Origin of the sequence: Sediminicola luteus, assembly GCF_040566555.1 — a bacterium.
Classification (GTDB): Bacteria; Bacteroidota; Bacteroidia; order Flavobacteriales; family Flavobacteriaceae; genus Sediminicola.
On record NZ_JBEWYP010000003.1, the window covers coordinates 421,819 to 442,076 of the forward strand.

The window sequence follows — 20,258 nt, forward strand, 5'->3', positions numbered from 1 at the left end:
CCTAAATTACACAAATATAATGAGCAAAGATAAAGTACAAATTTTTGACACAACACTGAGAGATGGGGAACAGGTCCCAGGATGCAAATTGGATACAAAACAAAAACTTGTTATCGCTGAACGTTTGGATGAATTGGGTGTAGACGTTATCGAAGCAGGATTTCCTATTTCCAGTCCCGGGGATTTCAATTCTGTAAGTGAAATTGCAAAATTGGTGCAAAATGCAACAGTTTGTGGATTGACAAGAGCAGTGAAAAAAGATATTGAAGTTGCTGCTGAGGCACTGAAATACGCAAAGAAACCAAGGATCCATACAGGGATAGGCACTTCTGATTCACATATCAAATACAAATTTAATTCAAACAGAGAGGCCATTATTGAACGCGCAGTAGATGCCGTGAAATATGCCAAAACCTTTGTTGAAGACATAGAATTTTACGCAGAGGATGCGGGCCGTACCGACAATGACTTTTTAGCGAGGATTTGCGAAGAAGTTATCAAGGCCGGTGCAACCGTTCTAAATATTCCAGATACAACAGGCTACTGTCTTCCTGAAGAATATGGAGCAAAAATTAAGTATCTTAGGGATAACGTTACGGGCATACACAAAGCGATCCTATCTTGTCATTGCCATAATGACCTCGGGTTGGCAACGGCCAATTCCATTGCAGGGGTGATCAATGGTGCAAGACAAATTGAATGTACCATAAATGGTGTAGGCGAAAGAGCTGGTAATACTTCTTTGGAAGAAGTAGTCATGATCCTAAGGCAACATCCTTACTTGAATTTGGATACAAACATCAATAGTAAATTGTTATACGACACCAGTTTAATGGTTTCGCAAAAAATGGGAATGCCAGTACAACCTAATAAAGCCATTGTTGGTTCCAATGCGTTTGCGCATAGTTCAGGAATTCATCAAGATGGTGTTATTAAAAATAGGGAGACCTATGAAATAATGGATCCTGAGGATGTGGGAGTAACCGAATCCTCTATTGTACTTACTGCCAGAAGCGGTAGAGCGGCATTGGCATATCGTTCAAAAAAGATAGGATATGAGCTTACAAAAGTACAGTTGGATGTCATCTATGAGGATTTCCTAAAATATGCGGATCGCAAAAAAGAGATCATGGATGAAGATATCCATGAAATTATCGAAGCTAGTTCGATTAATATAGAAAAGGTAGCTTAATGAACCTAAATATAACACTTTTACCAGGAGATGGTATAGGACCGGAAGTATTGGCACAGGCAGTGAAATGTCTTCAGGCCGTAGAGGAAACTTTTGGCCATAATTTCACATACACTGAGGCTTCCATTGGAGCTGTCGCAATGGATCAGACAGGGAATCCCCTGCCTGAAGAAACATTGGAAATATGCAAGAATTCCGATGCAATTCTTTTCGGGACCATTGGGACCTTAAAATACGACGACAATCCGGATGCTAAAGTGCGACCTGAGCAAGGATTGTTGCAACTGAGAATGGATTTAAATCTTTTTTCCAGCATAAGACCGGTAAAAATTTTCCCTACCCTTCTTGAAAAATCCCCTCTAAAAAAGGAAATTATTTTAGGGACAGATTTTGTAATCTATCGTGAACTTACAGGGGGAATCTACTTCGGTGAAAAAAAATTAAGTGCTGATGGCACAGTAGCCTCAGATCTTTGTCAATATTCAGAAAGAGAAATAAGCCGAATCGCACATTTGGCGTTTAAGGCTGCTAAAAACAGAAAACAAAAACTGACTGTGGTGGACAAGGCCAATGTCTTGGAAACTTCCAGACTATGGCGAAAAATAGTTTCTAAAATAGGGGAAAGTTACCCTGAGGTTACCCTGGAGTATTTATTGGCCGATAATGCAGCGATGCAAATCATGCTAAATCCAAAACAGTTTGATGTTATATTGACAGATAACCTTTTTGGGGATATCCTATCCGACCAAGGTAGCGCTATTTGTGGGTCGAAAGGGCTGTTGCCTTCGGCTTCTATTGGAAACGATTATGCTATGTTCGAACCATTTCATGGTTCCTATACACAAGTGCAAGGACAAAATATCGCCAACCCTATTGCTTCAATTCTATCGGCAGCAATGTTATTGAACCATTTTGGTCTAAATGAAGAGGCACAGGCCATTATTGTTGCAGTTGACAAGGCCTTGAGAAAAAACATTTCCACCAAGGATATAAATCCTGCCAGTACCTATGGCACAAGTCAGGTAGGTGATTTTATTTCACAAAATATCATTGACTCGGAAGAAGATCTCAATTTCAACTATGAAAATATTGGTCTTGGCAAGTCAACCATCATATAAATTAAGTAGCTGGATTTTACAAAAAAAGCCTTTTCACAAATGAAAAGGCTTTTTTTTATTCTTTCAAGAGACTTCCAACAAATTCTCGGAAATCCCTATCAAATTGATGGTACTTTTCACCTGTAGCAGGGCCATTAAACCCTGTACTAATCTTTCTTACTTTTCCTGTTTTATCCAAAAAGATCGTTGTGGGATAGGAAAGAATGTGATTTAACATTGGAAGTTTTTCTTGAGCCAAATCCTTGTTCGACGACCCGTATTGAGCTAGAAGTATGGGGTAATTTATTCCTATACGCTCCTTTAATCTGTTAATTGCCTTAAAAGCAGCCTCTTCTGTTTTTGCATATTCAAAAGAGAGTGCCACTACTTGTAAGTCTTCTTTTTTCTGTTCCTTTAAGAAATTTACCAAGTATTTTGTTTCGTCCAAACAATTCGGACACCAAGTCCCCATTATCTGAACTATAACCACCTTATCCTTGAACAAATTATCATCCAAAGAAACCATGTTACCTTTGGCATCTGGGAAGGCAAAAGATAGCTTGTCATAACCTTCTTTGATATATGTCAAGGAATCCTCATCTGGTAATTCGTAATTGTCATTTCTTTGTGCTGTAAAAGGCTCCTTAAAATGCTTCCCGGAATAGAAGGTGCCGTTTAGGGTACTATCTGAAACCTTGGCCTTAAATAAAAATACATGGGCACCATCAAACGTTGATAATTTTAGGGAGTCCCCATCCATAACCCCTTCCAAAAAACGATAATCTCCTGTTGTGGTTCTAAACGTTCCTACTACCCTATCATCCTTTTGGGTGAATATGCCTTTACCGATATAACTATCAGCTGTATTCGGACTAAACTCTGTTTCCCAAATACCACTTACATTGTGTTTTGAAGATGCTTTAACCTCAAATCTTTTCTCAATGCCATAGGTGGCCTTAAATGAAACGCTGCGATCCATGCTTTCCTGTATAAAGTCGCCAACAATTTCAGAATCTGAAAACACGCCACTGATAAAGCCTTCAAAGGCTGGCATTTTTATCGTTATGGAATCTTTATTCGTACTAATTTCATCTATGACCAAAACTTCATCAGCATTATATGACTCCATCACATAGTTCCCATCGGCTGTCTTACTTATTTTAAAATTAAATGGAAGTGTTTGATTGTCCATCAATTTCATTTCCCCCAACCAAATACCTTCTTTTAGGGAAGGAGTTTCTGCGTCCTTACATGAGGTAAGCATTAAAAATATCGTAAATAGAAAAGCAATTTTTCGCATAAGTATAAGCTATTGTTTCAATGTCGAATTAAGGCAAATATACTTACAATAAAAAATAAAAGGATTTCAATTGAATACCTATTGAATGTCTTCCTGCATTGTTTTATCTTTGGGCACTTAAATAATCAGTATTCAATGGGGCTTTAGAAGATATAAAAGCTCCAATAATGCAATAATCAAAAGTTTATATAGCTGATTATTCCAAAACCAAGATTAGAATTCCCTGTTTGATCACGTGGATATAGCGATGGCGGTTCAATTGGATCACAGATAAAATAAAATATAGTATCAATGAAAATATCTTATAACTGGTTAAAGCAGTTCATTAAAATTGATTGGGATTCCCAAAAGACAGGAGAACTTTTAACCGATTTAGGATTGGAAGTAGAGGGGATTACAGCTTTTGAATCGGTCAAAGGTGGCCTAAAGGGAATTGTCGTTGGAGAAGTTCTCACATGTGTAAAACATCCCAATGCAGATAAGTTAAAATTGACCACCGTGAACATTGGTACCGGAACACCGTTACAGATTGTTTGTGGCGCAGCCAATGTCGCTGCTGGTCAAAAAGTACCCGTAGCCACTATTGGCACCACCCTATACACGCAGGAAGGCGAGGCTTGGACCATTAAAAAAGGGAAGATTCGCGGAGAGGAAAGCCATGGTATGATCTGTGCTGAGGATGAACTTGGTTTGGGCAAGGGACATGATGGTATTATGGTATTGGACAATAGTTTAGTTCCTGGAACTCCTTGTGCAAAGGTTTTTAAAATTGAGCACGATGAAGTATTCGAGATTGGCCTTACGCCAAACCGTGCTGACGCTATGAGCCATTTTGGGGTAGCGAGAGACCTTAAAGCCGGACTTAAGCAAAAGGACATTCAAAAAGAACTGATAACCCCATCAGTAAGTAATTTCATAGTAGAAAATAGGTCCCTAAAAATAGATGTGGCCGTAGAAAAAAGTGAACTTGCACCGAGATATTGTGGATTGACAATAAGTAACCTAATTGTACAACCTTCACCAGATTGGTTGAAAAACAGGTTAAAAGCCATAGGAATTACCCCAAAGAATAATATTGTGGATGCCACTAACTACGTGTTGCATGAATTGGGACAGCCGTTACATGCCTTTGATGCCGCAAAAATTAAAGGGCATAAAATAATTGTAAAAACACTTCCTAAAGGATCAAAGTTCACCACTTTGGATGGCATTGAAAGAGAACTGCACGAAGAAGACCTAATGATCTGTGACGCTGAAAAACCCTTATGTATCGCTGGGGTTTTTGGGGGAGAAAATTCAGGAGTAACAGAATATACCACCTCCATTTTCTTGGAAAGTGCTTATTTCAATCCTGTTTCAGTACGGAAAACAGCAAAAAGACATGCTTTAAATACTGACGCCTCTTTTAGATTTGAAAGGGGAATAGATATCAACAATGTGGAATACAGCCTTATGCGTGCTGCATTATTGATCAAGGAAATTGCCGGAGGAGACATTACGTCCGATGTGGCCGACTTCTATCCTAAAAAGAAAGACGATTACCAAGTTTTTTTGACCTACGATAAAATCAACAAGCTTATAGGTCAAGAAATTCCGGAAGACACCATAAAATCCATCATGGCGTCGCTGGACATTAAAGTGAAAAATGTTTCTGAATCAGGAATGGGTCTGGCAATACCATTTTATAGAGTGGATGTGCAAAGGGAAGTAGATGTTATAGAGGAAATATTACGTGTATTCGGCTACAACAATATCCACTCAAAAGAAAAGCTGAATGCCTCCATTGCTTCTACCTCAAAATTTGAGGATTACAAGTTACAAAACATAATTGGGGACCAATTATCCTCACAGGGGTTTTATGAAATATTGGCCAATAGCCTAACCACCCCAGATTATATTGCATTATCCTCGGATAACGCAGAGAAAGAAGCAGTAAAGATCATGAACCCACTTAGCACAGACCTGTCCGTTATGAGGCAGTCAATGCTATTTCCAGGATTGGAAGCTATCTCTTACAACAGTAACAGAAAAAAGCAACATATCAAATTCTTTGAATTTGGAAAGACCTACCATCAAAAGCAGACGGAAAGAATAGAGAACAAGCATCTGAGTTTACTGATAACAGGGAACAAGACAGAGGATAACTGGAGTATACCAACCCAACCTTCCAATTTTTATTTTTTGAAAGCCACGGTGGAAAACATTCTACTTCGGTTGGGGATATCGGATACCAATTCCTTACCAACACAAAGCGATGTGTTTTCTGAAGGCCTCTCTTTAAACGTCCAAGAAAATGTGCTTGTTAATTTTGGAGTCGTAAAAAAATCCATAACCAAACATTTCGATATAAAACAAGAGGTCCTTTATGCGGATTTTGAATGGTCTACTATTTTAAAATTGGTGCCAATAAAAAGTATTCAGTTTAAGGACATCCCAAAGTATCCAGAGGTAAAAAGGGATTTTGCCCTATTATTGGATAACAAGGTAAGCTTTAAAGAAGTACATGATCTTGCTTTTGAATCAGAGAAAAAATTGCTCAAAAACATCAACCTGTTTGATGTATATACTGGAAAAAATCTACCAGAAGGTAAAAAGTCCTATGCTGTCTCCTTTACCATACAGGATACAAAAAACACATTAACAGATAAGCAGATAGACAAAATAATGTTGAAGCTTCAAACCAATTACGAAAAGAAGTTGGGAGCGGAATTGAGATAACAAAAAAAGGCTGGAATAATTTCCAGCCTTTTTATATGATTAGTATTTCCTGATTACATTTCCGAAGAAGGTAGCAATACGGTGTCGATCACATGGATAACTCCATTAGATTGATTTACGTCTGCAATGGTAACCTTTGCCATGGAGCCATTAGCGTCAGAAATAATAATGTCTTTCCCTTTTTTCATGGCATAGATTTCCTGACCGTTTACTGTCTTTAAAGTAGCTTTCCCTTTACCCATTTTTATGGCGTTCAAAATATCCTTGGAATTAAGTTTTCCTGCGATTACATGGTACGTTAATACTCCTTGTAGAGCGGCTTTGTTCTCCATCATCAGCAAATTATCAACTGTACCCATTGGCAATTTGTCAAATGCAGCATTTACAGGGGCTAATACAGTAAATGGACCTTCAGATTGTAAAGTAGCCACAAGATCTGCTGCTTTAACAGCTGCTACCAAAGTGGTATGATCTTTAGAATTTACAGCATTCTCGACAATATTTTTCGTTGGAAACATTTCAGCTCCACCGACCATTTTTGTTTGTTGTGCCATTGTTGGTATCGCTACGACTACCAATAAAATACCTAATACAGAGTTCTTAATGTTTGAAATTTTCATAATACTTATTTTTAAGTTCAAGAGCACTTACGCAAATAAGTTCAATGAGGTTTTAAAAAATAACCATAAAATGAAAAGGAAATAAATCGGTAGAAAATATATTGGACCTAAGCCCTTAGAGAAGATTGTACTTTTGAGGTAAAATTACACTGTCAATCACATGCATTACCCCATTGCATTGATTGGCATCAGCAGTGGTAATTCGCGCTGTATTACCATAACTATCAGTCAATACAATATCAATGCCACTCATAGTAGCCGTAATCTTATTTCCCTGCACCGTTGTAAGCGTTGTTTTTCCATTTCCCCTGGACATCGCCTGCAGTAATTTGGCAGCCGTAATGTTACCAGCAACGATATGGTAATTCAACAGTGACCTTACCTTATTTTTATTTTCAGGCTTTAGCAATAGAGCTATCTCGGAGGATGTAAATTTATCGAAAGCAAGATCGGAAGGGGCAAAAACAGTAAAAGGACCATCTTTGTCCAACACTTCGGTCATATCCGATGCATTAATTGCCGCTAACAGCACATTAAGCTTTCCCGAATCTTCCGTATTTTGAACTATAGATTTATTGGGATCCATAGTGATACGACCATGTTTCAAATTCTTATTGCTGTTTTGGGCAAAGGAAGAAAAGCAACATAAGCCCAACGCAAAAACAAGAATTTTAACAGGAAATTTCATACTTAGTATACGAGTAAAAAGTTTAATTATCGATGAAGTGCATCAAAAGTTCGACAATATACAATTATTCCCCTTTCCATTCTCGCTGCTTAAATCAATTGATTGTATTTAACATTATTTTAACATTTAATTTAAGAGGGTCCTGATGGGAAAAAAAACTCTAATTCCCTAACTTTGATTACGTTGCTAAAAAAAAAGAAAATGATAAAGAAAACCAACATCGAAGAAAAGCTTCTTCAAGTAAAGGAAAGGAGGGCTGACCCTCAAAAAATTATCCAAGATGTTTATCAAATTTTAAATAATTCAACAAATATTGATCTCAGGATTGAAAAAAATCTTGGAAGTTCACAATCCCAAGTTGAAAACGCATTTTGTTTTGATAAATTGAATACCTCTAACATCTATCATATAGATCAAATAAAACAGATATGTATAGATTATAGATTGCGGTTTTTGGATTCCAAATATTTCAAAGGAGACATCCCCAAAGAAGCCATCGCTAAAATTAAAAATTTAGAAAAGGATCATGATCTCGATCTAAAAGGATTCAAAATAGTGGCTCCTTCAAAATTGTTTAAATTAAAGGACAAGGATGATCCCTTACTGTTTGCTCCAATTGGAAATGATTATTATTATTTGATCCATAAATGGGGGAATGACCTGCACCCATTAAGAAGAATATTTGCATGGCCATTTAAAAATATTGTAAACCTAACCCTCGTAGTGTTTCTAGGTAGCTACCTTTTAACGCTACTTGTCCCGTCTGGTCTATTTTCAAAAAGCAATACCAGTGCAGAATTTTGGATCATCTTTTTCTTTATGTTCAAAAGCTCCGCTTCTGTAATCATATTTTACGGGTTTGCCTTGGGCAAAAACTTTAATTCAGGTATTTGGAACAGCAAATATTTTAATACGTAAAACTATAAAAACTTCATTCCATTAAAAAAGCCCCTACAATTAGGGGCTTTATTTTTTTATCAAAACGTATTCTGTTTTCTGACCAATGAAAGTATTATACAGTAACAGCGTACATTTTATCTCTTTGTTCTTTAATAGACTTGTCGGACATATATTCATCAAAGGATAAATATCTATCAATAATTCCGTTAGGGGTCAATTCAACAATTCTATTGGCCACTGTTTCAGCAAACTCGTGATCATGAGTAGTTAGTAAAACCGTTCCTTTAAAATTCTTTAAAGAGTTGTTAAAGGCGGTAATACTCTCAAGGTCCAAGTGATTGGTAGGCTCATCCAACATTAGGACGTTGGCCCTTATCATCATCATCCTACTCAGCATACATCTTACTTTTTCACCTCCAGATAAAACTGTACATTTTTTTAAGGCTTCTTCCCCACTGAAGAGCATTTTACCAAGAAAACCTCTAATATATACTTCTTCCCTTTCTTCTTCTGTTTTTACCCACTGGCGCAACCAATCTACTAGATTGATATTTTCCGTGAAAAATCCTGAATTATCTGCAGGAAGGTACGATTGATTGGTGGTAACACCCCATTGAAAGGTTCCGCTATCCGCCTTTTTGTTGTTGTTTAATATTTCATAAAATGCAGTGGTTGCCCTTGAATCCCTTGAAATTACAGCAACCTTGTCACCTTTGGCCAAATTGAGGTTGGCATCCTTAAATAAGATATCACCATCATCAGAAGTAGCCGCTAATTTTTCAATATTCAAAATCTGATCCCCAGCTTCTCGCTCTCTATCAAAGATTATAGCAGGATACCTTCTACTGGAGGGTTTAATATCATCTATCTTTAACTTAGAAAGCATTTTCTTTCTAGAAGTAGCTTGCTTACTTTTAGCAACGTTTGCACTAAAACGCATGATGAATTCCTGAAGCTCCTTTGCTTTTTCTTCTGCTTTTTTATTCTGTTGTGATCTCTGTCTTGCCGCAAGTTGGCTACTTTCATACCAGAACGTATAGTTACCGGAATAAAGATTTAATTTTCCAAAATCTATATCGGCAATACTTGTACAAACCGCATCCAAAAAGTGACGGTCATGCGAAACCACAATTACGGTGTTCTCGTAATCTGCCAAGAAATTTTCCAACCAACTAATTGTCTCGTAATCCAAATCGTTGGTAGGCTCATCCATGATCAATACATCTGGATTACCAAATAACGCCTGTGCCAATAAAACCCTAACCTTTAGTTTGGAATCCATATCGGCCATAAGGGAATAATGAAGATCTTCCGAAATTCCCAAATTGGATAATAGGGCTGCCGCATCGCTTTCTGCGTTCCATCCGTTCATTTCCTCAAACTGCACCTGAAGCTCCCCTATCCTATCTGCATTCTTATCGTCATAATCTGCATACAGGGCATCCATTTCCTTTTTTATTGTAGCCAAGGGCTTGTTACCCATTACTACTGTATCTAAAACAGGAAGGGCATCAAAGGCATTATGATCCTGCTCTAAGATGGACATCCTTTTGCCTGGCTCTAGATGAACACGACCGGAAGTTGGATCAATTTGACCAGAAAGAATCCTAAGAAAGGTTGATTTTCCTGCACCATTGGCACCGATGACTCCATAGCAGTTTCCTTGTGTGAAACTAACATTGACATCATCAAAAAGCACTCTTTTCCCAAATTGTACCGATAAATTAGATACAGACAGCATATTCCTTATTTTTAAATTCGTGCAAAAATAGTGAAAATAATAGAGGTAATCCAAGAACTTACCCTCCCATATTCCCTTTAAAAGTAAGGGGTTGAATTTTTAACTTGCAATTAACAACATATGCCCGAGCTCTTTAGTAGATTTGAGGACACTAAGGTTTATATGCCTATATGAGGAAAATTACTTTTTATCTGTTTGCATTTATATTGGTAGGTTGTCAGGTTGACAAAAAAAGCGCTCAGTCGGCCTTCTTTTCTGGCGAGATCGTCAACCCAACTAATAACTATGTTGTTCTTTACAAGGATGAAGTTATTATAGATTCTGCCAAGTTGGATGAAAACAATAGGTTTACTTTAAAATTGGATTCGATTCAAGAAGGTCTGTACCATTTTGACCATCATCCAGAGCTTCAATATGTTTATTTGGAAAAAGGGGACAGCCTAACAATACGCCTCAACACCTCTGATTTTGATGAATCTTTGGTTTTTTCCGGAACGGGGGAAGGAATTAACAACTTTCTTTTGGAAATGTTCCTTACCTATGAGGAAGAGGAGCCTACAATCAACAATTTTTATGAGTTGGAGCCAGAAGCCTTCAGTAAAAAAATAGATTCCCTTAGAAAATCCAAATTCCAACTCTTAATGGAATTGGAAAATGATATACCCTTATCTAAAAAGGCATTGGAAATAGCAAGGGCCAACATTGACTATACGTATTATGCCTACTACGAAAAATATCCCTTTAAGCATAGAAGAAAAGTAGGGGAAAAATCTATTCACGAGCTCTCCAGTAATTTTTACGGGTATCGAAAGAATATTGATTATAACAATACCAATCTCACCTATTTTAGACCTTATTACAACTATATGATTTACAATATAGGCAATATGTCCTATATGGATTGTGCAGAAGAATGTACAAATGGAGGCGGAAAGATAAAGAGTCAACTACATTACAACCTTCATAAACTAAAGCTTATAGATAGCTTGGTAAAAGAGAACAGTTTAAGGGACAATCTATTCCGAAATGTGGCGATGGATTATTTGTTGAAAGTCCATGATAACAAAGAAAACAATAATTCCTTTATTGAAGATTTCCATAAAAGATCTGGAAATAATAAACATATTAAGGAGATTGATGGTCTTTACAGTGGCATTCAGAATATACAACCCGGTAATAAAATTCCAGATTTAGAACTTCTGAATACCGCTGGGGAAAAAGTATCCCTTAGAGAACTGACCAATAGTAAAAGTGTAGTATTGTATTTCTGGACAGGGACCCAAAAAAGGCAGTTCGAAAATATCAATAAAAAAATACAGGAGCTTCAAGCCAAAAACAAGGATGTAAGATACATTGGCATCAATTATAAGACTGAGCAGCCACAATGGAAGGGCATCATAGAAAATTATGGGTTGGATGAAAATTTGCAATTTAGATCTGATAATTTTGAGCAGCTTACAAATGCCTTGATCATATATCCATTAAACAAGTGCATCACTATGAAAGACGGTGCTATTGTTGATGCCTTTGATAACTTGTATTCCCTTAAATAACCAACGATTATATAAAATATAAAAGCCCTGTAGATGCATCTACAGGGCTTTTTCAATTTTTAAAACTAGGTGCTCCCTAATTTCCTTTTTTATAATCTTCAAGGAATTTGGCAAGACCAATATCCGTTAATGGATGCTTTAATAGACCTTCTATTGCAGACAATGGTCCAGTCATGACATCTGCGCCCAATTTTGCACAATCAATGATGTGCATGGTATGTCTTACTGAAGCGGCCAATATCTCTGTATCAAAACCATAATTGTCATATATAAGCCTAATCTCTGAAATAAGGTTTAAACCATCTGTTGAAATATCATCCAATCTACCTATAAAAGGTGATACATAAGAAGCTCCCGCTTTTGCAGCTAATAATGCTTGTCCGGCAGAAAACACCAATGTACAATTTGTGCGTATCCCCTTATCTGAGAAATACTTGATAGCCTTAATACCATCTTTGATCATAGGTACCTTTACAACGATTTGTTCGTGCAATTCGGCCAATTCCTCTCCTTCAGTGATCATTTCATCATATGTAGTGGCAATAACTTCCGCAGAAACATCTCCCTCTACTATATTACAAATATCAACGTAGTGTTTTAAAATATTATTTCTCCCGGTGATGCCCTCTTTGGCCATTAGAGATGGATTCGTTGTTACTCCATCCAAAACTCCCAATTCCTGGGCTTCTTTTATTTGTTGAAGATTTGCTGTGTCTATGAAAAATTTCATTTTGCTGACTTGATTTTAAAGGTTAGTAATAATGGAGCAAGATAAATGAACATTGACTCCTTTTCAAATTAATACAAAATTACAACTTATAATGGTTCAGTAGTAGTTTCTCGTACTGTTTGTCTGGTAATATTTTCTTTAAGAAGAGTGAAAATTTTTGCATAAAAGCCCCTACTTTATAATGTACTTTAGGGTGTTTAGTCTGTATGATGTCATACACAGTCTCGGCAACACATATTGGATCTTTCCCCTCCTCCACATGATCATTTATCATTTTAAGGGTATTCCCATAAGGTTCTTTGTATGGGGAATTGGAATCGATAGGCGCATGGTATCTTCCTGAAGCAATGTTGGTCGCGAAATCGCCAGGAGCCAAGTTGGTGATTTGCACACCAAAATCTTTGGTTTCCATTCGCATGGCTTCTGTAACCAATTCAAGAGCGCCTTTTGTAGCAGAATATATACCTCTATAGGGTAGACCCATATAACCCGCTATGGAGGTAATATTAATTATTAAACCGGCATGTTGTTGTCTCATTTGTGGCAATACAGCTTTCATCATATGGATTGGGCCATGAAAGTTTGTATTGAAGGCTTTCTGTATTTCCTCATGTGGCGTTTCTTCAATGGGTCCTGTTATACCAATACCAGCGTTGTTGATCAATACATCCAACCTTCCCTCCTTTTCAAGAAGATCATCTATAGCTTTCTTAATGGATGTTGGGTCATTAACATCCAACTCCAACAAACTAAAAAAATTAAAATCGGGATATTTATTCACACTCCTGGTGGTACCGTATACTTTGTAGCCTTTGGATGTTAAAAATAATCCAATGGATTTTCCTATCCCAGAAGAACCTCCGGTGATCAAAACAACCTTATTTTCCATAACCCTCAAAAATTGGTTACAAAATAACGAATAAAAAAAGAGATAAAAGGGGTTGGATGCGTTTGGAACGGAATGGAGTTGTACCACCCTAACGAAAGTTTCGGGTACAAAAAAAGGCAAGCTACCTACATCGCACTGCTACAACCGCATACCCTTGCTGCGTTCCCACCCTGGGGGATTCTGCAGGAGCTAGTCGTGTAGGACTTGCCAGATGCAAAGATACAAACTTTTAATTTTTTCGCAATCATTTTACAGTCTTAATTTAATTAAATACCTTGCCTCAGCATCCTGCCATTCTCCTTGGTTTTATAGTTGATTGGCATAGAGAATGTTGGGATAAAAAAGTAGGTTGACACAACCTAATGAATTTACCAATGTTAGATAATTAAGTATTAAAAAAATGTAGTCAAGCCGTACTAATTTATCAAGGGTTACTACTTAAAATGAGCAAAATGAAGAGGTTCAAATATATCGCTTTAGGATTATTCTCCGTATTATTTGTTTCTTGTGGAGGAGGCAATTCTACGACTTCAAAGCTTTTCAAAATACAATTGGAAGATAATAAGTCAGAATTCCAGCAAAATCAGACCGTCAGTATTGATCTGAGAAACCCCAAACAAAAAACCATTAATTCAGTATCATACAGCATAGATGGTAAGGAATTGACCCCCAATGATGGTAAAATTACCTTAAATATACCTACTCTGGGAAATAAGACACTTGTGGCCAAGGTAACCTATGATGATGGCACGGTAGATGTTTCAAAAAACATTAAAGTTCTTGCCTCTAAATCTCCGGAAATCTATACGTATGAAGTTTTAAATGAATATCCACATGATATCAAAGCCTACACCCAAGGATTGGAATTCCACAATGACACCCTCTATGAAAGTACAGGAAGAAATGGACAATCTTCCTTACGGAAGGTTGATTATAAATCAGGAAAGATTCTAAAACAAATAGACCTTGACAAAACGTTTTTTGGAGAAGGAATTACAATCCTAAATAACAAGATCTATCAATTGACTTGGCAAAGTGGTATGGGATTTATATATAGCCTTGATAATTTCGAAAAAATAGACACTTTCACCTATGACCAAAGCAGGGAAGGTTGGGGACTTTGTAATAATGGAAAGAATTTGTTAAAAAGCGATGGTACCGAAAAAATTTGGAATTTAAATCCTGAAACCCTGAAGGAAGAAGGTTATATAGAAACGGTAACCAATAGATCAATTTTCAATAAAACCAATGAATTGGAGTATGTTGACGGGAAGATTTATGCCAACGTATATCTAAAGGAGAGCATGATGATCATTGATGCACAAAGTGGCGCAATTGAAGGCGTTGTAAATTTTGGCGGATTAAAGGAAAAAGTAAAACAGCACGCTGATCTCGATGTCTTGAACGGCGTTGCCTACCATCCCGAGAGAAAGACCTTTTTTGTAACGGGTAAAAACTGGGATAAGCTGTTTGAGGTTAATATCTTAAAAAAGTAGCATCATGACCCCTTTTGAAAAAGATATACGCGTACAACAAGAAGATTTGGATGATTTAAATCATGTAAACAATGTTCGTTATGTACAATGGATACAAGATATCTCCAAGGAGCATTGGCAAAAAAAGGCCCCTGAAAGCTTAAAAGAAGATGTTATTTGGGTGGTCCTGAATCACAACATCACTTATAAAAGTGCTGCCAAATTAAATGACCATATTAAAATTAGAACGTACATAGCAAAAACCAAAGGGGCAATATCAACAAGGATCGTGGAAATGTTTGACGCTGTCACCAATGTACCCATTGTACATGCAAAAACGGAGTGGTGTATGCTGAATGCTACTACATATAAACCTATGAGGGTATCTGAAGAAATCCAGAATATATTCACCTAAATCAACAAGGAAGAAGCAATGTTCAAAACTCATGGAATTCGTCTTGTTGTCCTATTGGTTCTTTTGCCTATTCTTTGGAGTTCCTGTAGAAAAGATTTTGAATATTCCCCTAGTATGGGAAACTTGGAATTTTCAAAAGACACCGTTTATCTGGACACCATCTTTTCTAAAATTTCCAGTAGTACATATAGCTTAAAGGTCTATAACAGAAGTAAAAAAGATCTTTTAATTCCTAATATTGAACTAAAAGGCGGATCTAGTAGTAGTTATAGATTAAATGTGGATGGAGTAGCGGGCGGTACTTTTATGGATGTTCCCATATTGGCCAAAGACAGTCTCTACATATTTATAGAAAATACACTGGACATCACGGAAACTGCCCAAAACGAATACTTAAGTACAGATGCCATAGTTTTTGATTCAGGGGTCAATTTGCAGCAGGTGGAATTGGTGACTCTGATTAAAGACGCCGTATTTCTATATCCAGAGAAATTTAAAAATGGTCCCAAAGCATCATTTTCATTGCCTGTAGAGAATGGATCCAACTCCCAAATAGAAGGATTCTTCCTCCCGGAGGAACAGTTGGACTTTACCAGCCAAAAGCCATATGTGATATATGGGTATGCTACTGTAGGTCCGGATAAAACTTTGCTCATGGAGGCAGGGACGAGAGTGTTTTTCCATAAGAACTCTGGATTGATCATTGGAGAGGGCGCTACTCTAAAAATTAACGGAGCATTGAGTGAAAATGATACTTTATTGGAGAATGAGGTGATTTTGGAAGGAGACAGATTAGAACCAACATTTGCCGATGTTCCTGGACAATGGGGCAGCTTATGGCTTACCTCTAAAAGTAAGGATGTTGAAATAAATTATCTGACGATCAGGAATGCAACCACGGGATTATTGGTTGAAGGAAACGATTCTGCCAACACCCCTACTCTATCCATTAAGAATTCAAAGATTTACAATAGCTCCAAATCCAATCTATGGGCTAGAACAGGAACCATCAACGGCGAAAATTTGGTTTTGGGAAATGCCGGAAACTCATCCTTAAAATGCGAACTAGGCGGGTCTTATACTTTTACCCATTGTACGATAGGCAACTTTTTCAGTAGCGGGTTTAGATTGGGCCCAGCACTTCAAATATCCAATTATCAGATCCTGAATACGGGAGAAATCTCCACAAAAGACTTGAAAAAAGCCTCTTTTGAAAACTGTATTATTACAGGGAGTACAACTAATGAGCTGTCTTTAAAGTCTGAAACAAGTTCCGAGTTCAACATTTATTTTAATCACTCCCTGATTACCTCAAGCCCCAACACCGTAGATCAAGGAAATCCCAATTTTGATTTTGACAATAATTCTATTTATCGCAATATAATTTTAAATCAAAATTCAGATTTTAAAGACACTTCCAAAAATGTTTTTAAAATAGGATCCAACTCCGCAGGAATTGGAAAAGGAGATATCAATAGGGCATTGATGGTACCACTTGATATTTTGGGATTTGACAGAACTAATGAGCCAGATCTGGGTGCATATCAATATATTAAAGAAAATTAATACAGTGCCCTACACGTCATACGTCTAAAAAGAAAGGTTTTTCTTTCAGAGATGCTTCACATACAATATATTAGACAGGAAAACCATAGATATTCTATGGTTAAAATACAATCACTCCTCGGTTACAAATGGTATTTTGTACCCAAATATATTGTCTATGGAGTACACATATATTATTATAGATTCCGAGGCTACCTCCAATCTCCAATTACAACATCATCTGGAGGAGTACGGGGAGTTTAGTTGTACGGCCCTTGCACAAAATAGTGCAGATGGGTTGAACTCCATTTTAAAATTCAATCCCAATATCGTTTTTATCAATTTAAACGACAAGGCGTCTGAGTATTTTCACATGGTCTTGGAATTGCATCAATATGTAAAGGAGCTACCAATTTTAATAGGCATATCCCGAGGAAAACAATATGCCTACGAAGCCATAAAGAATAATTTTTTTGATTATTGGTTGATGCCCTACAGTGAATTCGATATTAGGAAGTCCCTGTTGAAATTAAAAAAGCTAATGCCCAAGGAGCAGGTCTCCCAAACCATCTGTTTAAAATCATATAAGGACTACAGATATGTGGACACCGATGAGATCCTATATCTAAAGGCAGATAATAACGCCACGGATTTCATTTTAAAGGATGGGAGTGTCATCAGTGCGTTTAAAACCTTGAAGACTTTTGAGGAAACGCTTCCTAAAAATTTTATTAGGATTCACCAAAGCTATATCCTAAATACCAAATATGTTTCCAGGATCAACTACGGCAAATCTATCTGCTCTTTAAAGCAGGACAACCACCAGTTGCCATTTTCCAAATCGTACAAGGAGAATATTGATGATTTAAAGAAGTTTCTTTCAAAAAGCACTATTCGTACCCTAAATTAACGAATTCTCTCAAAATTGGTTCATTCACCCTCAAAACTAGGCATTTCACTAAAGTGCTGCTATTCTCCTTTCCAAAATTGAACCCTCGTTATAAATTAGCCGTATACAAATAATTAATCAACCCCTAAAACTACTATAAGATGAAAAAAGTATTCGGAATTTTAGCAATAGCAGCATTATCAACAGGTTTATATTCTTGTGAAAAAGATTCTACCATGGACGAGACACAAGCCTTATATGAAACTATGGATACGAATGCTACGGATGGTAGTGTTGTAAAAACAGAAGAAAGAGATTAATTCAGTATTCCATAAATTAAACTAAAGCTTTAAACACCCCAGTTTAAAGCTTTTTTTTTATCTTGTACACTTATAATTCTAATGCCTTACTCATCAAAACTTTTTTATTTAAAGTCGTATTATTAGGATTTATTTTGTCCTTTTCTGCTTGTCAAAATAGGGCCGATAGCAATGTCACAAAAAATTATAACTCGTCTACAGATAGCATTCTGACTTTTATAGATGAAAGTAAAAGTTCAGAATTGTCCATACAGGAAAAATTGAACTTACTACAAAAAGCCACTCTACTTACTGCAAATTTATCCAATGATTCTTTGAGAGCTAAATGTTTTTCAAAAATATCTTTGGGCTATTATAAACTAAGCGACTCCATACAATTTCGAAAAACCAATAATCAAGCTTTACAAGCATCCATTATCGCCAAGGATTCTATAGTAATGGCAGAGTCACATTGGGATCTTGGAAATTTTTTTAGACAATATGCTGTAAAAGATAGTGCCTATTATCATTTTGCTGCAGCTCAGAAACATTTTAATTCCTTAGGTAATTCCTTATCATCTGGTAAAATGCTTTATAACATGGCCGTTATTCAGGGGGATATTAAGGATTATACTGGCAGTGAAATCAATACCTTCAAGGCTATTGCACTGCTAAAACCATTGGAGAAGTATGAACAATTATACAAATGTTACAATAATCTGGGCGCATTGTATAACTCCTTAGAAGAATACAACAAGGCCTTGGAATATCATCAAATAGCTCTCGATTATTTGAAGAAGTTTGACGATGAAAATGCTGAATTTATTATCATAAACAACATTGGGGACACCTATTTAAATCAACAAGAATATGTAGCAGCCTCCAGATATTTTCAAAAAGTATTGGAAGCCGATAATTACAAAGAACAAGACCCAATCACCTATAGCAAGGCCCTTAGTAATCATGCAAGGACCAGATTACACTTAAAAGATACAGTTGGTATATCGGATTCCTTTTCTAAGTCTCTACAAATACAGGATAGCATCAATGATATTGTTGGCTTGTCCCTAACCAATTACTATATGGCCGAGTATGCAGTAGCCAAAAAAGACACCAATGCCGCAATAGCTTATGCAAAAAAATCTAACTCATTAGCAAAACGAAGTACAAATAATAAACGGGTCTTAGAAAGTTTAAAGCTGATCAGCAAACTGGATACAAAAAATGCCCCACAATATGTCCAGGAGTATATACGGTTAAACGATAGCCTACAAAAAGAAGAACGGCAGATAAGGAATAAGTTTGCGAGAATAGAATTTGAAACAGACCAGTTCATAGAGCAAAACCAATTACTTGCCAGACAGAAACAGCTTTGGCTTGGTGTTGCAGTTGGACTCTTTTTTCTTGCCATTGCCATAGTTAGTATCATCTCTCTGCGCAAGAAAAACCAAAAACTAAAATTTGACCAGCAACAACAGGAAAGTAACTTGGAAATCTTCAACCTGATGTTATCCCAAAAAGAGAAATTTTTGGAAGGGAAACACGAAGAACAGAAAAGGGTTTCGGAAGAACTCCACGATGGCATCTTGGGTCAAATGCTAGGTATACGACTCGTATTGAGCGGATTGAACAATAAAAGCGGAGAAACTAGCACCAAACAAAGAGCTGAATATCTAAAAAAACTTCAGGATGTTGAGGAAGAGGTTAGAACCATTTCTCATGAACTCAACCATGCTGCTTATCAAAAAATTCATAACTTTATTTATTCAGTAGAAGATCTTTTAAAATCTATTGAAAACAGTTCTCAAGTGCACTGTAATTTAGAGTTTACAACTGACTTGGAATGGGACCGCCTGAACAGTGAGGTGAAAATAAATATTTATAGAATACTTCAGGAAGCATTACAGAACTGCATTAAACATGCGTTGGCAAAGAATATAAAAGTTACCTTGGACGGTAACGATAGGGATATATTGGTAAGGGTTGAAGATGATGGAGTTGGATATAAGGTCAAAAATGAGAAAAAGGGAATAGGATTGAAAAATATAACTTCCCGAGTAAGAAAAATGAATGGTACTGTGGATATAAAAAGTAAAATTGGCAAGGGAACTACACTTATGGTCAATATCCCTTATGCTAATAATATGATGCCCACTGATCTAATTCAGAAATCAACAAACAAAGAACTTTAGAACCATCAAGGGAAA

General features: G+C 36.7%; 17 protein-coding genes and 1 other RNA gene. 11 read left to right on the forward strand and 7 right to left on the reverse strand.

The genetic code is table 11. The features are described 5' to 3' along the window. Nucleotides 1-19 precede the first annotated feature (19 nt). On the forward strand, nucleotides 20-1,192 hold the full coding sequence (locus ABXZ32_RS08190) for a 2-isopropylmalate synthase (protein ID WP_354618187.1): 1,173 nt from the start codon (nucleotides 20-22) through the stop codon (nucleotides 1,190-1,192). Further along, nucleotides 1,192-2,310 carry a 3-isopropylmalate dehydrogenase gene (gene leuB / locus ABXZ32_RS08195; protein WP_354618188.1) on the forward strand — a complete coding sequence of 373 codons (1,119 nt, stop codon included), beginning with the start codon at nucleotides 1,192-1,194 and terminating at the stop codon, nucleotides 2,308-2,310. Before ABXZ32_RS08190 ends, leuB begins: the two co-directional genes overlap by 1 nt. Before the next feature lie 55 nt (nucleotides 2,311-2,365). Here leuB and ABXZ32_RS08200 read toward each other — a convergent pair whose 3' ends face one another. Beyond that, a complete protein-coding gene (locus tag ABXZ32_RS08200) occupies nucleotides 2,366-3,589 on the reverse strand; it encodes a peroxiredoxin family protein (RefSeq protein WP_354618189.1) in 1,224 nt (407 codons plus the stop codon). Between the two features lie 291 nt (nucleotides 3,590-3,880). Here ABXZ32_RS08200 and pheT point away from each other — a divergent pair, with 291 nt between their 5' ends. Beyond that, on the forward strand, nucleotides 3,881-6,307 hold the full coding sequence (gene pheT, locus ABXZ32_RS08205; RefSeq protein WP_354618190.1) for a phenylalanine--tRNA ligase subunit beta: 2,427 nt from the start codon (nucleotides 3,881-3,883) through the stop codon (nucleotides 6,305-6,307). A 53-nt stretch (nucleotides 6,308-6,360) separates the two neighbouring features. Here the strand turns inward: pheT and ABXZ32_RS08210 are convergent, their stop codons facing one another. Further along, nucleotides 6,361-6,927, reverse strand: coding sequence for a fasciclin domain-containing protein (locus tag ABXZ32_RS08210; protein ID WP_354618191.1), 567 nt, complete (start codon nucleotides 6,925-6,927; stop codon nucleotides 6,361-6,363). 115 nt (nucleotides 6,928-7,042) lie between these two features. After that, nucleotides 7,043-7,615, reverse strand: coding sequence for a fasciclin domain-containing protein (locus ABXZ32_RS08215; protein ID WP_354618192.1), 573 nt, complete (start codon nucleotides 7,613-7,615; stop codon nucleotides 7,043-7,045). Between the two features lie 201 nt (nucleotides 7,616-7,816). Here ABXZ32_RS08215 and ABXZ32_RS08220 point away from each other — a divergent pair, with 201 nt between their 5' ends. Further along, nucleotides 7,817-8,533 (forward strand): hypothetical protein, encoded by a 717-nt coding sequence (locus tag ABXZ32_RS08220; RefSeq protein ID WP_354618193.1) that lies wholly within the window; start codon nucleotides 7,817-7,819, stop codon nucleotides 8,531-8,533. Nucleotides 8,534-8,627: 94 nt separating this feature from the next. On the opposite strand, the gene ABXZ32_RS08225 is transcribed toward ABXZ32_RS08220, so the two are convergent. Then, the gene (locus tag ABXZ32_RS08225) at nucleotides 8,628-10,256 is read right to left on the reverse strand and encodes an ABC-F family ATP-binding cassette domain-containing protein (protein ID WP_354618194.1); all 1,629 of its coding nucleotides are present in this window, start codon (nucleotides 10,254-10,256) and stop codon (nucleotides 8,628-8,630) included. Nucleotides 10,257-10,426: 170 nt separating this feature from the next. Between ABXZ32_RS08225 and ABXZ32_RS08230 the strand changes: the two genes are divergently transcribed. Then, complete coding sequence (locus ABXZ32_RS08230; protein WP_354618195.1) at nucleotides 10,427-11,809, forward strand: TlpA family protein disulfide reductase; 1,383 nt, start codon at nucleotides 10,427-10,429, stop codon at nucleotides 11,807-11,809. Between the two features lie 76 nt (nucleotides 11,810-11,885). Here the strand turns inward: ABXZ32_RS08230 and fsa are convergent, their stop codons facing one another. The 3 genes from fsa to ffs all read right to left on the reverse strand — a co-directional run bounded on the left by fsa (nucleotide 11,886) and on the right by ffs (nucleotide 13,638). Beyond that, entirely contained in the window at nucleotides 11,886-12,539 is a 654-nt protein-coding gene (gene fsa, locus ABXZ32_RS08235) for a fructose-6-phosphate aldolase (protein ID WP_354618196.1), read from the reverse strand. A 79-nt stretch (nucleotides 12,540-12,618) separates the two neighbouring features. Continuing rightward, the gene (locus tag ABXZ32_RS08240; RefSeq protein WP_354618197.1) at nucleotides 12,619-13,428 is read right to left on the reverse strand and encodes an SDR family oxidoreductase; all 810 of its coding nucleotides are present in this window, start codon (nucleotides 13,426-13,428) and stop codon (nucleotides 12,619-12,621) included. 111 nt (nucleotides 13,429-13,539) lie between these two features. Next, nucleotides 13,540-13,638, reverse strand: an RNA gene (gene ffs, locus ABXZ32_RS08245) — signal recognition particle sRNA small type. A gap of 242 nt (nucleotides 13,639-13,880) precedes the next feature. On the opposite strand from ffs, the gene ABXZ32_RS08250 reads away from it, so the two are divergent. The 6 genes from ABXZ32_RS08250 (at nucleotide 13,881) to ABXZ32_RS08275 (ending at nucleotide 20,243) form a co-directional block, all read left to right on the forward strand. Further along, on the forward strand, nucleotides 13,881-14,924 hold the full coding sequence (locus ABXZ32_RS08250) for a glutaminyl-peptide cyclotransferase (protein WP_354618198.1): 1,044 nt from the start codon (nucleotides 13,881-13,883) through the stop codon (nucleotides 14,922-14,924). A 4-nt stretch (nucleotides 14,925-14,928) separates the two neighbouring features. After that, nucleotides 14,929-15,318 carry an acyl-CoA thioesterase gene (locus ABXZ32_RS08255; protein ID WP_354618199.1) on the forward strand — a complete coding sequence of 130 codons (390 nt, stop codon included), beginning with the start codon at nucleotides 14,929-14,931 and terminating at the stop codon, nucleotides 15,316-15,318. 18 nt (nucleotides 15,319-15,336) lie between these two features. Continuing rightward, the gene (locus ABXZ32_RS08260; protein WP_354618200.1) at nucleotides 15,337-16,884 is read left to right on the forward strand and encodes a hypothetical protein; all 1,548 of its coding nucleotides are present in this window, start codon (nucleotides 15,337-15,339) and stop codon (nucleotides 16,882-16,884) included. Between the two features lie 157 nt (nucleotides 16,885-17,041). After that, nucleotides 17,042-17,773 carry a LytR/AlgR family response regulator transcription factor gene (locus tag ABXZ32_RS08265; RefSeq protein WP_354618201.1) on the forward strand — a complete coding sequence of 244 codons (732 nt, stop codon included), beginning with the start codon at nucleotides 17,042-17,044 and terminating at the stop codon, nucleotides 17,771-17,773. A gap of 140 nt (nucleotides 17,774-17,913) precedes the next feature. Beyond that, nucleotides 17,914-18,072 (forward strand): hypothetical protein, encoded by a 159-nt coding sequence (locus tag ABXZ32_RS08270; protein ID WP_354618202.1) that lies wholly within the window; start codon nucleotides 17,914-17,916, stop codon nucleotides 18,070-18,072. A 134-nt stretch (nucleotides 18,073-18,206) separates the two neighbouring features. Further along, nucleotides 18,207-20,243 carry a tetratricopeptide repeat-containing sensor histidine kinase gene (locus tag ABXZ32_RS08275; RefSeq protein ID WP_354618203.1) on the forward strand — a complete coding sequence of 679 codons (2,037 nt, stop codon included), beginning with the start codon at nucleotides 18,207-18,209 and terminating at the stop codon, nucleotides 20,241-20,243. The last annotated feature ends 15 nt before the right edge of the window (nucleotides 20,244-20,258 follow it).

Bases quoted from the DNA above. Each gene is read 5' to 3' on its own strand.
- ABXZ32_RS08190 (WP_354618187.1), top strand. From the start codon at position 20: ATGAGCAAAGATAAAGTACAAATTTTTGACACAACACTGAGAGATGGG.
- leuB (WP_354618188.1), top strand. From the start codon at position 1,192: ATGAACCTAAATATAACACTTTTACCAGGAGATGGTATAGGACCGGAA.
- ABXZ32_RS08200 (WP_354618189.1), bottom strand. From the start codon at position 3,589: ATGCGAAAAATTGCTTTTCTATTTACGATATTTTTAATGCTTACCTCA.
- pheT (WP_354618190.1), top strand. From the start codon at position 3,881: ATGAAAATATCTTATAACTGGTTAAAGCAGTTCATTAAAATTGATTGG.
- ABXZ32_RS08210 (WP_354618191.1), bottom strand. From the start codon at position 6,927: ATGAAAATTTCAAACATTAAGAACTCTGTATTAGGTATTTTATTGGTA.
- ABXZ32_RS08215 (WP_354618192.1), bottom strand. From the start codon at position 7,615: ATGAAATTTCCTGTTAAAATTCTTGTTTTTGCGTTGGGCTTATGTTGC.
- ABXZ32_RS08220 (WP_354618193.1), top strand. From the start codon at position 7,817: ATGATAAAGAAAACCAACATCGAAGAAAAGCTTCTTCAAGTAAAGGAA.
- ABXZ32_RS08225 (WP_354618194.1), bottom strand. From the start codon at position 10,256: ATGCTGTCTGTATCTAATTTATCGGTACAATTTGGGAAAAGAGTGCTT.
- ABXZ32_RS08230 (WP_354618195.1), top strand. From the start codon at position 10,427: ATGAGGAAAATTACTTTTTATCTGTTTGCATTTATATTGGTAGGTTGT.
- fsa (WP_354618196.1), bottom strand. From the start codon at position 12,539: ATGAAATTTTTCATAGACACAGCAAATCTTCAACAAATAAAAGAAGCC.
- ABXZ32_RS08240 (WP_354618197.1), bottom strand. From the start codon at position 13,428: ATGGAAAATAAGGTTGTTTTGATCACCGGAGGTTCTTCTGGGATAGGA.
- ABXZ32_RS08250 (WP_354618198.1), top strand. From the start codon at position 13,881: ATGAAGAGGTTCAAATATATCGCTTTAGGATTATTCTCCGTATTATTT.
- ABXZ32_RS08255 (WP_354618199.1), top strand. From the start codon at position 14,929: ATGACCCCTTTTGAAAAAGATATACGCGTACAACAAGAAGATTTGGAT.
- ABXZ32_RS08260 (WP_354618200.1), top strand. From the start codon at position 15,337: ATGTTCAAAACTCATGGAATTCGTCTTGTTGTCCTATTGGTTCTTTTG.
- ABXZ32_RS08265 (WP_354618201.1), top strand. From the start codon at position 17,042: ATGGAGTACACATATATTATTATAGATTCCGAGGCTACCTCCAATCTC.
- ABXZ32_RS08270 (WP_354618202.1), top strand. From the start codon at position 17,914: ATGAAAAAAGTATTCGGAATTTTAGCAATAGCAGCATTATCAACAGGT.